We start from the raw sequence: 11185 nt of genomic DNA, 5'->3' as shown, positions 1-11185 counted from the left end.
CACAAGGCTGGCAGAGATGCACGATCCCCCTGCCGTGCTTGTGCATCCATCTGTGGTGATCGCTATTATTAGGAGATTTGCCCATCGGCCGAGCCATAGCAGAGGCCATCGTCGCAGCCGTGACCGACTAGGATCTTTCGTGGCCTGATCCGTGAGATCCGAATGGTGCCGAAGTCCGCCGCGCCGGGCGGGCACCATGTGGCACTGGCTGTGAGCTTGCGGGTGTTGATTTCCACCCAGAACTGAGCCGGGTAAGCGCATAATTTCCACTGAGAAGTGAGCCATGTGAACCTTCCCCCATAGCGGTCAGCGGCGGGGGTAACGGAGTGATCCACATGGGGCTTTTGAACATCATCCGACGCATGCACTTGCGCGAGAAGCTGTCGATCCGCGAGATCGCTCGGCGCACGGGTCTTTCGCGCAATACCGTGTCAAAGCATCTGGCGGCGAACACGATCGAGCCAAAGTTTGCGGCGCCGGAACGTCCAAGCAAGCTTGACCCCTTCTCGGAGAAGCTGGCCGGCTGGCTGAAGACGGAGATCGGCAAGCCGCGCAAGCAGCGACGAACGCTGAAGCAGATGCACGCCGATCTGGTCAAGCTCGGCTTCACCGGATCCTACAACCGCGTGGCCGCCTTTTCGCGGGACTGGCGCGCGGACCGTCAGCGTGAGCAGCAGACGGCAGGACGGGGGACCTTTGTCCCCTTGTCCTTCAGTCCGGGCGAGGCCTTCCAGTTCGACTGGAGCGACGACTTCGCCATTTTGGGTGGAGAGCGTGACCCATGCTTCAGATGGCCCACATCAAGCTGTCGCACAGCCGGGCCTTTTTGCTGCGCGCCTATCTGCTGCAGACCCACGAGATGCTGTTTGACGCCCACTGGCACGGGTTCCGGGTTTTTGGTGGCGTGCCTGCCCGGGGCATCTACGACAACATGAAGACGGCAGTGGATCGTGTCGGCCGCGGCAAGGAACGAGAGGTCAACATGCGCTTCCTCGCCATGACGAACCACTACGTCTTCGAGCCCGAGTTCTACAATCCGGCAGCGGGTTGGGAGAAAGGGCAGGTCGAGAAGAACGTGCGGGACTCCCGTCACCAGTTGCTTCATGGAATGCCTGACTTCGCAGACCTCGCCGCGTTGAATGTCTGGCTGGAACAGCATTGTCTGGAGCTGTGGAAAAGCACGGCGCATGGGACGCGGCCTGGCACGATCGCTGATATCTGGGCCGAAGAACGGGCTGCCTTGATGCCGTTGCCGGTGGCCTTTGACGGCTTCATCGAGCTGAGCAAGCGCGTCTCGCCCACCTGCCTGATCAGTTTCGAGCGCAATCGCTATAGCGTTCCCGCGTCATTCGCCAACCGTCCCATCAGCTTGCGGATCTATCCGGACCGACTTGTCGTGGCGGCCGAGGGTAACATCCTGTGCGAGCATCCTCGCGTGATTCAACGCAGCCACCAGCTGCCGCCGCGGACGATCTACGATTGGCGGCACTACCTGGCTGTCCTTCAGCGCAAGCCCGGAGCGCTTCGGAATGGCGCACCTTTCCTGGAATTGCCGCCTGCCTTCAGGCAACTACAGGGCCAAATGATACGCAAGCCGGGCGGCGATCGTGAGATGGTCGATATCCTCGCCCTGGTTCTGCAGCATGACGAGCAGGCCGTGCTGACGGCGGTGGAGCTGGCCCTGGCCGAGGGCGTGGCGACCAAGACCCATGTACTGAATCTCCTGCACCGCTTGATCGATGGGAAGGTGGTTGGCGGGCCGCCCCTGGATACCCCGCAGGCGCTGGCCCTGCGGCGCGAGCCATCGGCCAATGTCGAGCGCTACGACAGTCTGCGCAGCCAGACCGAAGGTGGCCGTCATGCGTCATGATCCCGCCAGCGGTGCCATCGTCATCATGCTCCGCAGTCTGAAGATGCATGGGATGGCGCAGTCGGTCACTGACCTCATCGAACAGGGGGCGCCTGCTTTTGACGCTGCTGTGCCGATCCTGGCTCAGTTGCTGAAAGCGGAGCTGGCCGAGCGCGAGGTCCGTTCCATTGCCTATCACATGAAGGCGGCGCGCTTCCCCGCCTACAAGGACCTCTCGGGGTTCGACTTCGCCGCCAGCGAGATCAATGAAGCGACTGTGCGTCAGCTGCACTGCGGCGAGTTCATGGAGGGTGCGCAGAATGTTGTGCTGATCGGTGGCCCAGGGACCGGAAAGACCCATGTGGCGACGGCATTGGGCATTCAGTCCATCGAACAGCACCGCCGGCGGGTCCGCTTCTTCTCGACTATCGAACTGGTCAATGCCCTCGAGCAGGAGAAGACAAGGGGGAAGGCCGGACAGATTGCCGAAAGTCTCAGCCGCCTCGATCTCGTGATCCTGGACGAGCTGGGCTATCTGCCCTTCAGTGCATCAGGCGGCGCTTTGCTCTTCCATCTGCTGAGCAAACTCTATGAGCGCACTAGCGTGGTCATCACCACGAATCTCAGCTTCAGCGAATGGGCCACGGTCTTCGGCGACGCCAAGATGACCACCGCACTGCTCGATCGCCTGACCCACCGTTGCCACATCCTGGAGACCGGAAACGACAGCTTCAGGTTCAAGGCAAGCTCAGCCGCAGCGGCCACGAAAAAGAAGGAGACAAACCATACCTTGACCCCTCTATGACCCTATATCCATAATCAGAGGTGGCTCACTTCTCGATGGAAAACCCGGCTCAGTTCTGGGTGGAAATCAACAGTCAGTGAACCGAGAGCCGTTCTCCCGGCCATCAAGGAAGTCCTCAGCAATTACCAACAGTGCGTATACGTTCCCCAGTGACCTACGAGCCTTGGCTCCGCGGTTTGCCGCCCTCGTCTTTCTCTCTAGGTATCTGAACAGCAGGGCTTCAGAACGCAGTCCTCGACGCGCAGCGAGCACGGCCACAAACGATTCGGGGTCGAGAAGTTCTAATGTTTCCATAACCGCTAGAAATATCTTCAGAACTTGCTCGCCACAAGAGAAGCAGTGGCGTTTGAGGATCACTCCCCACTTGCACCCCCATCAAGCGAGGGGGCAACGCCCACGTTTCCCAAACATTCCCAATAGCTTGAGGGTTCGTTTCAGGCGATTCTGTCGCCCATGCCGACGTTCCTCCATCGCCTTCTCGGCCTCGCGCGCGCTCGCGGCTTCGACGCTGCGGGTGGCGGGCGGCGTTGGGAGGGGGCGCGGACGGTCGACGGGCTGAACGCGACGATCCTGGCGGGCGCGACCACGGCGGCGCGGCGGGCCGGGAGTTATGCGCGCAACAACCCGTGGGTCGCGGCGGCGGTCGATAGCCTGGTCGGCAATGTCGTCGGCGCCGGGATCAAGCCGCAGTCCACCCATCCTGACAGGGCGGTGCGCGAGCGGCTCCAGGCGCTCTGGCTGCGCTGGACCGATCACGCCGCCCCGGACGGGCTGGCGGATTTCTACGGGCTGCAGGCCATGGCCGTGCGCGCGATGGTCGAGAGCGGCGAGAGTTTCGCCCGGCTCCGCGTAGCCAGCGACGCCACCGGCATCCCCCTTCACCTCGAGCTTCTGGATCGCGAGCAGGTTCCCATGGACCTGCACCGCGAGATCGGCGGCGGGGCGCGGATCCGTGCGGGCATCGAGTTCGATGCCGCCGGTCGCCGGGTCGCCTACCGGGTCTCGTCCTCCCGGCCGAGCGATCCGCTGGGGTCTCTCCGCATGGACCCGCTCCGCGTCCCCGCCGCCGATTGCCTGCACCTGTTCAAGCCGCTCGCGGCGGGCCAGCTGCGCGGGATCACCTGGCTCGCGCCGGTGCTGCTGCGGCTGCACGAGCTCGACCAGTTCGAGGACGCCGCGCTGGTCAAGGCCAAGGTCGCGGCGCTGTTCACCGGCTTCATCACCGATCCGGACGGCACGGCGGGCGGGCTCTCGGGCACCAATACCGGCGGCGCGCTAACCGTGGGCATGGAGCCCGGCAGCCTGATCCCCCTGCCGCCCGGCACCGACATCCGCTTCTCGAACCCGACCGAGCACGACGCCTACGCGCTGTTCGTGAAAAACCACCTGCGCGCTGTCGCGGCCGGGCTGGGCCTGCCCTACGAGCTGGTCTCGGGCGACCTCGAGGGCGTCACCTATTCCTCGATCCGCGCGGGGCTGATCGAGTTCCGTCGCCGCGTCGAGCAGCTGCAGCACAACGTGGTCGTCCACCTGTTCTGCCGCCCGGTCTGGGAACGGTTCGTGCGGCTGGCAGTGCTGACCGGCGATCTGCCCGCGCGGGACTTCGACCGGAACCCGGAAGCCTACCTGGGGTGCGAATGGCTGCCGCCGAAGTTCGACTACGTCGATCCGATGAAGGACGTGCAGGCCGAGATCATGGCGATCGGCGCGGGGCTGAAGAGCCGGTCCCAGGCGATCTCCGAGCGCGGCTACGACGCCGAACAGGTGGATGCCGAGATCGCCGCGGACCGCGAACGCGCGATGGGGCTGGGGCTCGCCTTCGGCCAGACGGCCACGCCGCAGCAGAAGGAGGCGGCCGATGACTGATACCCACGATCTTCTCACTCGCCGCGCGACGCTGGCGCCCGCGACTGCCGACGCGGAGGCCCGCACCGTCGAGGTTGTCTGGTCCACCGGCGCGCCCGTGCGTCGCCGCGATATGGCGGGCCAGTACATCGAACGGCTCAGCCTCGATCCGCAGGCCGTGGACCTGTCCAGGCTGGAAGGCGCCAGCGTCCTCGATGCGCATCGCCAGACCGCGGTGCGGGACGTGCTCGGCTCCGTCCGCAGCGCCGCGGTAGACGGCAAGCGCGGCACCGCGCTCATCCAGTTTTCTGCCCGGCCCGAGGTGGAGCCGGTCTGGCAGGACGTGCTGGCGGGCATCCTGCGGCACGTCTCGGTCGGCTACTCGGTCGAGGATTGGGCCGAGACGACCGAGAACGGCGCGCGCGTGCTGACCGCCGTGCGCTGGACGCCCCACGAGATTTCCCTGGTGCCGACGCCCGCCGACCCCGGCGCCCATATTCGCATGGAGACAGAGATGACCGACACGACCACCCGAGAGGCCGCCGACACGGCGCCCAACACCGAGACCCGCGCCGCGACGAACGCCGAGATCCGATCCATCGCCAGCATCGCCGGGCTGGACCAGTCCTGGATCGACGGCCAGATCGATGCGAACGCCGATCCCGACACCGCCCGCCGCGCCGCCTTCGAGGCGCTGGCGAAGCGCAGCGCGCCCGCGATCCGCACCGAACAGGTTCGCGTCGAGATGGGCGAGAGCTACGACGACCCCGCCCTGCGCGCCCGCCAGATGGGCGAGGCGCTCTATGCCCGGATCAACCCGCGCCACGAGCTTTCCGAGCCCGCCCGGCGCTACGCCTATTCCACGCCCGTGGACATGGCGAAGGAGCTGCTGACCCTGCGCGGCGAGTCGACAATGGCGCTGTCGCCGGCGAGCCTCGTGACCCGCGCGCTGCACACCACCTCCGACTTCCCGATCATCCTCGGGGACACAGTGGGCCGGGTGCTGCGTGACGCCTATCAGGCCGCACCCTCGGGCATCCGCCGCCTTGGTCGCCAGACCACGGCGCGGGACTTCCGCGCGGTGAACAAGATCATGCTGGGCGAGGCGCCGCTGCTGGAGAAGCTGAACGAGCACGGCGAGATCAAGGCCGGGACCATGGCCGAGGCGCGTGAGGCCTACAAGGTCGAGACCTGGGCGCGGAAGATCGGAGTCACGCGGCCGGTGCTGGTGAACGACGATCTTGGCGCCTTCTCCGACCTCGCCCGCCGCATGGGCCAGGCCGCGGCCGAGACCGAGGCGCGGATCCTCGTCACCCTCCTCGAGGCGGGCAGCGGCAACGGCCCGACCATGTCGGACGGCAAGACGCTGTTCCACGCCGACCATGGCAACAAGGCGGGCACCGGCGCGGTGATCTCTGACTCGACGCTGTCCGCAGCGCGGCTGGCGCTGCGCACCCAGAAGGGCATCGAGGACCGCACCATCCGCGTGACGCCCCGCAACCTGCTGGTGCCGCCCGCGCTGGAGACCACGGCCGAGAAGTGGCTGGCCTCCATCGCGCCCGCGACCGCCGCCGATGTGAACCCGTTCTCCGGGTCGCTCTCCCTCGTGGTCGAGCCACGGCTGTCCTCGGCCACACGTTGGTATGTCACCGCCGACCCCGGCGAGATCGACGGTCTGGAGTTCGCCTATCTCTCGGGTGCGGAGGGTCCGCAGGTCGAGAGCCGCTCGGGCTGGGACGTGGACGGCGTCGAGATCCGGGTGATCCTGGACTTCGGCGCGGGCTTCATCGACCACCGCGGCTGGTTCATGAATGCGGGCGCGTGAGCATGGCCGACCTCGCCCAGCTCACCGCCTGGCGGGACGCGCTGATGGCCGCGCGCTACCGGGGCGTCCGCACCGTCGAATACGACGGCAAGCGCATCACCTACGCGAGCGATGGCGAGATGGCCGCCGCGCTTGCGGACCTCAACCGGCAGATCGCAGGGGCGACGGGGCGCGTCTCCGTCGTCCGCATCCAATCCTCGAAAGGGCTTTGAACATGATATCGCGACGGCGGCATCCTGATACGCGCAAAACGCGTTGGCGGCCGCAACGCGTTTTCCCGCGAGCGTGAGGCTCGCTCAATCGGTGTGCTCGCCCTCGCGGAACGCCATGTCGGTGATTTCGCGGATGCGGGCGCGATAGTGCTCCAGCGTCCCGACATGGCCCCAGTTCACCTCCTCGGGGCTGCATTCGAAATGGTCGGCGCTGAGTGCAGCAAGGCGTTCGAGCATGGCGTCGATCTCGATCTTGGCCGAGATGAATGCGACGAGCGCGGCGTCGTTGGCCTTGGGCATCATCATCTCCGACAGAGCGTCCTGATCCATCACGCTCTTGTCGGCATCGATAGCAAGTGGGGATCAGCTATTGTTCGGAGGGCGCGAACGCGATCTCATTGTCGGGAAATGCATCACGCAAGTCGGCCATGGCTTCGTCAAAGGCCCTGCCACCCCATTGATTTAAGAAGGCGTAGGTGCGCCCTTCGAAGTGAAGGATTTCGTCTTCACCGCAGAAGTATCGGCCCGGATCGAAGTTCCGTCCTTCCTTCACTCGGGCCTCCTTCGCCAGGCGATGGAAGTCTTCAACAGCCACCTCGCCCTCGACGGAAACGAGGGCCCGGTTGGCCCGCGGGCCGCAGTGTTGGGCGACCTTCTCCGGTGCGATGCCGCGCTCCACGAGATGGCGGAACACCTGATAGATGGCGTGTCGCTTCCGGAGTCCTGTCAATTGGCGCCCACCGAGGGTGACGTCGTAGCTGGTCCAGTCTCGGGTGTCTGTTCGCGCCTCGCGCTCCTTGCGCTTCTTCTCGGTGACGCGGACCTGGTATTCCGCGACCTCCGGAAGCGGGATGATCTGCTGAACATCCACGAGGACCCGCCCTTCAAGCCCGTAGGGCTGGAGGCGAACGCAGCGGAGGTCGATGCCGCGCTCGATAAGCCAGAGAACAGATGTGGTCAGCTCGCGGCTGAACTCGGCCGACGCCAGGACGATGCGGACGTCCTGCGCGAAGGCATCCTCGTCGGGCTCGTCCCACCCGAGGAAATCGAGCAGCTCGGCCCGCGCATCTGTATCGGCCTTGCCGATCTGCGCGAGGTAGCGTCCGAACACATCGGCGGCCTGAGCGAAGGTCATGGTCGAGACCATCGCCGCGTAGCGGATGGACTGCAGTTCCATATGGCCGCCGTCTTCCGTCCGCTTGAGCTCGATCACCACGAGGTTGGCATCGCGGTCGATGCCGAGGAGATCGATGCGCCGGCGCGACTCGTCCCAGTCCCCGAACTCCTCCGCGATCACCAGCGTGTCGGGTGCGACCACGGCGATGTTCGCCCGCAGCAGCCGCTGCAGGTCGCGCCGCTCCTGCAGCTGCATCAGACCGAACGTGGTCTTGCTGAGGGGGCGTATTTCTTCGCTGGCAAACTCGTAGATCGGCATGGGCAATTAGAACCTTTCGGGAATTGCTCCCATCCAAGCGCAGCGGCACCGCTGGGGCAAGCACCATCGCCCGCGAACACCCCGAGAACATCCACCCCATCCGGTGTCGCATCCGTGTTGCACGGAGGAATCGGGGATGGTCGTAAGCCTTTGGAATCTTTGGGGAGTGCTCGGGAGGGCCTTGCAACACGACGCGACAAGCAAAAGCCGCCCGAAGAGCGGCCCATGTGTTTGATATCATGTAGTAATTTTTGGTTGCGGGGACAGGATTTGAACCTGTGACCTTCAGGTTATGAGCCTGACGAGCTACCGGGCTGCTCTACCCCGCGCCAAGGTTGTCCTGATCGGGTTTATTTCATCGTATCAGAGAGATATTGCGTTTCTTACCAGGTCTGGCGGTGACCTACTCTCCCACGTCTTAAGACGCAGTACCATCGGCGCAGCGGCACTTAACGGCCGAGTTCGGGATGGGATCGGGTGTTTTGCTCGCGCTAGGGCCACCAGACCAGGAAAGAAACGCTCAGCGTCGGACCCTTTGAAGGGTCTGATATTGTCCAAGGATGCTTTGGAGGAAGGAGGATAATCCTGCTTCTTCCGGATCAAATCAAGCCTATCGAGCCATTAGTACCGGTCAACTGAATGCATTGCTGCACTTACATCTCCGGCCTATCGACGTGGTGGTCTTCCACGGCTCTCAAGGGAGACCTTGTTTTGAGGGGGGCTTCACGCTTAGATGCCTTCAGCGTTTATCCTGTCCGTTCATAGCTACCCAGCACTGCCGTTGGCACGACAACTGGTCCACCAGTGGAACGTCCACCCCGGTCCTCTCGTACTAGGGGCAGCTCCTCTCAAGTCTCCAACACCCACGGCAGATAGGGACCGAACTGTCTCACGACGTTCTAAACCCAGCTCACGTACCTCTTTAAACGGCGAACAGCCGTACCCTTGGGACCTGCTCCAGCCCCAGGATGAGATGAGCCGACATCGAGGTGCCAAACGATGCCGTCGATATGGACTCTTGGGCATCATCAGCCTGTTATCCCCAGCGTACCTTTTATCCGTTGAGCGATGGCCCTTCCACTCGGGACCACCGGATCACTATGGCCGACTTTCGTCTCTGCTCGACTTGTCAGTCTTGCAGTCAGGCTGGCTTCTGCCATTGCACTCAACGACCGATTTCCGACCGGTCTGAGCCAACCTTCGCGCGCCTCCGTTACTGTTTGGGAGGCGACCGCCCCAGTCAAACTACCCACCACGCAGGGTCCCGGACCCGGATAACGGGCCGCGGTTAGACATCAAGAGTGCGAAGGGCGGTATCTCAAGGATGGCTCCACGAGGACTAGCGTCCCCGCTTCAAAGCCTACCGCCTATCCTGCACATCGCAATCCTGATGCCAGTGCGAAGTTGTAGTAAAGGTGCATGGGGTCTTTCCGTCTAACCGCGGGAAGTCTGCATCTTCACAGACAATTCAATTTCGCTGAGTCCACATTTGAGACAGCGGGGAAGTCGTTACGCCATTCGTGCAGGTCGGAACTTACCCGACAAGGAATTTCGCTACCTTAGGACCGTTATAGTTACGGCCGCCGTTTACCGGGGCTTCAATTCAAGGCTTGCACCTCTCCTTTTAACCTTCCGGCACCGGGCAGGCGTCAGACCCTATACGTCGTCTTACGACTTCGCAGAGCCCTGTGTTTTTAGTAAACAGTCGCCACCCCCTGGTTTGTGCCCCCGGCCTCTGCTTGCGCAAAAACCGGGCCTCCTTCTCGCGAACTTACGGAGGTATTTTGCCGAGTTCCTTAAATGTGGTTCTCTCAAGCGCCTTGGTATTCTCTACCAGTCCACCTGTGTCGGTTTAGGGTACGGTCTTGTGGAGGGCTATTTCCAGGGACCCCTAAGCAGCCCGATCAATCCGTTAAGATCGAACTACCCTCGGGATCCGTCACCATCTCCTGGCCCAGGAATATTAACCTGGTTCCCATCGACTACGCCTTTCGGCCTCGCCTTAGGGGCCGGCTTACCCTGCTCAGATTAGCTTTAAGCAGGAACCCTTGGACTTTCGGCGACAGGGTCTCTCACCCTGTTTGTCGCTACTCATGTCAACATTCTCACTTCTGATCACTCCACCGGTTGCCTCACGGCCCGGCTTCACAGTCAGAACATTGCCTCCGTAGACCATTGCTGGGCTAAAGAGGCAGCGTTCTATATCACAGAACGCTCCGCTACCACGCACTCTAAAGTGCATCCAAAGCTTCGGCTCGTGGCTTGAGCCCCGTTACATCTTCGCCGCAAGACCTCTTGATTAGACCAGTGAGCTGTTACGCTATCTTTAAAGGATGGCTGCTTCTAAGCCAACCTCCTGGTTGTTTTGGAAGTCTCACATGCTTTCCCACTTAGCCACGAATTGGGGGCCTTAGCTGTTGGTCAGGGTTGTTTCCCTCTCCACGACGGACGTTAGCACCCGCCGTGTGTCTCCCGGATAGTTCTCCTGGGTATTCGGAGTTTGCTTAGACTCAGTAAGGCTGTGGGCCCCCATCATCCATGCAGTGCTCTACCCCCCAGGGAATACGTCCGAGGCGCTACCTAAATAGCTTTCGCGGAGAACCAGCTATCTCCGAGTTTGATTGGCCTTTCACCCCTAGGCACAAGTCATCCCGACCTTTTTCAACAGGTGTGGGTTCGGACCTCCAGTACGTGTTACCGTACCTTCATCCTGCTCATGCCTAGATCACTCGGTTTCGGGTCTGATCCGTCTAACTATGTCGCCCATTTAAGACTCGCTTTCGCTGCGCCTACACCTAACGGCTTAAGCTTGCTAGACAGACCAAGTCGTTGACCCATTATACAAAAGGTACGCCGTCACCCCTCAAGGGGGCTCCGACTGCTTGTAGGCGTCCGGTTTCAGAAACTGTTTCACTCCCCTCGTCGGGGTGCTTTTCACCTTTCCCTCACGGTACTGGTTCGCTATCGGTCAGTAAGGAGTACTTAGCCTTCGAGGGTGGTCCCCCGATCTTCAGACAGGATTTCACGTGTCCCGCCCTACTTGATACGTCCCATCGAGCTTCCGATACGGGGCTGTCACCCGCTATGGCCAGACTTTCCAATCTGTTCTCGTCACTCTCAAGGCTCGGCTGGTCCGCGTTCGCTCGCCACTACTAGCGGAGTCTCTATTGATGTCCTTTCCTCCGGGTACTTAGATGTTTCAGTTCCCCGGGTT

6 protein-coding genes, 1 tRNA gene, 2 rRNA genes and 1 pseudogene (1 of these 10 running past the window's edge) are annotated in these 11185 nt (G+C 62.6%); 5 read left to right on the top strand and 5 right to left on the bottom strand.

Features of this window, described 5'->3' with window-relative positions; all coding sequences use genetic code 11:
• The first annotated feature begins 335 nt into the window (after positions 1-335).
• The 5 genes and pseudogenes from istA (at position 336) to EOJ32_RS07060 (ending at position 6536) form a co-directional block, all read left to right on the top strand.
• Positions 336-1870, top strand: a pseudogene (gene istA, locus EOJ32_RS07080) (IS21 family transposase).
• Complete coding sequence (gene istB, locus EOJ32_RS07075; protein WP_127897961.1) at positions 1860-2654, top strand: IS21-like element helper ATPase IstB; 795 nt, start codon at positions 1860-1862, stop codon at positions 2652-2654. The pseudogene istA and the gene istB overlap by 11 nt, the downstream one beginning before the upstream one ends.
• A 453-nt stretch (positions 2655-3107) precedes the next feature.
• The gene (locus EOJ32_RS07070) at positions 3108-4520 is read left to right on the top strand and encodes a phage portal protein (protein ID WP_127898079.1); all 1413 of its coding nucleotides are present in this window, start codon (positions 3108-3110) and stop codon (positions 4518-4520) included.
• The gene (locus EOJ32_RS07065; RefSeq protein WP_127898078.1) at positions 4513-6324 is read left to right on the top strand and encodes a prohead protease/major capsid protein fusion protein; all 1812 of its coding nucleotides are present in this window, start codon (positions 4513-4515) and stop codon (positions 6322-6324) included. The genes EOJ32_RS07070 and EOJ32_RS07065 overlap by 8 nt, the downstream gene beginning before the upstream one ends.
• A 2-nt stretch (positions 6325-6326) precedes the next feature.
• Positions 6327-6536: a phage head-tail joining protein gene (locus EOJ32_RS07060; protein ID WP_127898077.1), complete on the top strand. Its 210-nt coding sequence runs from the start codon at positions 6327-6329 to the stop codon at positions 6534-6536.
• Positions 6537-6620: 84 nt separating this feature from the next.
• Here the strand turns inward: EOJ32_RS07060 and EOJ32_RS07055 are convergent, their stop codons facing one another.
• From EOJ32_RS07055 to EOJ32_RS07035, 5 genes are all read right to left on the bottom strand, one after another.
• Complete coding sequence (locus tag EOJ32_RS07055; protein WP_240542515.1) at positions 6621-6866, bottom strand: hypothetical protein; 246 nt, start codon at positions 6864-6866, stop codon at positions 6621-6623.
• Positions 6867-6903: 37 nt separating this feature from the next.
• A complete protein-coding gene (locus EOJ32_RS07050; protein ID WP_127898076.1) occupies positions 6904-7971 on the bottom strand; it encodes a hypothetical protein in 1068 nt (355 codons plus the stop codon).
• A 252-nt stretch (positions 7972-8223) separates the two neighbouring features.
• Positions 8224-8300, bottom strand: a tRNA-Met gene (locus EOJ32_RS07045).
• Between the two features lie 61 nt (positions 8301-8361).
• A 5S ribosomal RNA gene (gene rrf / locus EOJ32_RS07040) occupies positions 8362-8476 on the bottom strand.
• 95 nt (positions 8477-8571) lie between these two features.
• Positions 8572-11185: ribosomal RNA gene (locus EOJ32_RS07035) — 23S ribosomal RNA — on the bottom strand; it runs 219 nt beyond the window's last position.

The sequence above is a fragment of the Paracoccus sp. Arc7-R13 genome, from assembly GCF_004010775.1.
In the GTDB taxonomy this organism is placed as follows: domain Bacteria; phylum Pseudomonadota; class Alphaproteobacteria; order Rhodobacterales; family Rhodobacteraceae; genus Paracoccus; species Paracoccus marcusii.
Note: the sequence above shows the minus strand (reverse complement) of the source record. Positions and strands in the feature narration are given on the sequence as shown.

What these genes read in the sequence shown, in the direction of transcription:
- istB (WP_127897961.1), top strand. Translation starts at nt 1,860, where the DNA reads ATGCGTCATGATCCCGCCAGCGGTGCCATCGTCATCATGCTCCGCAGT.
- EOJ32_RS07070 (WP_127898079.1), top strand. Translation starts at nt 3,108, where the DNA reads ATGCCGACGTTCCTCCATCGCCTTCTCGGCCTCGCGCGCGCTCGCGGC.
- EOJ32_RS07065 (WP_127898078.1), top strand. Translation starts at nt 4,513, where the DNA reads ATGACTGATACCCACGATCTTCTCACTCGCCGCGCGACGCTGGCGCCC.
- EOJ32_RS07060 (WP_127898077.1), top strand. Translation starts at nt 6,327, where the DNA reads ATGGCCGACCTCGCCCAGCTCACCGCCTGGCGGGACGCGCTGATGGCC.
- EOJ32_RS07055 (WP_240542515.1), bottom strand. Translation starts at nt 6,866, where the DNA reads ATGGATCAGGACGCTCTGTCGGAGATGATGATGCCCAAGGCCAACGAC.
- EOJ32_RS07050 (WP_127898076.1), bottom strand. Translation starts at nt 7,971, where the DNA reads ATGCCGATCTACGAGTTTGCCAGCGAAGAAATACGCCCCCTCAGCAAG.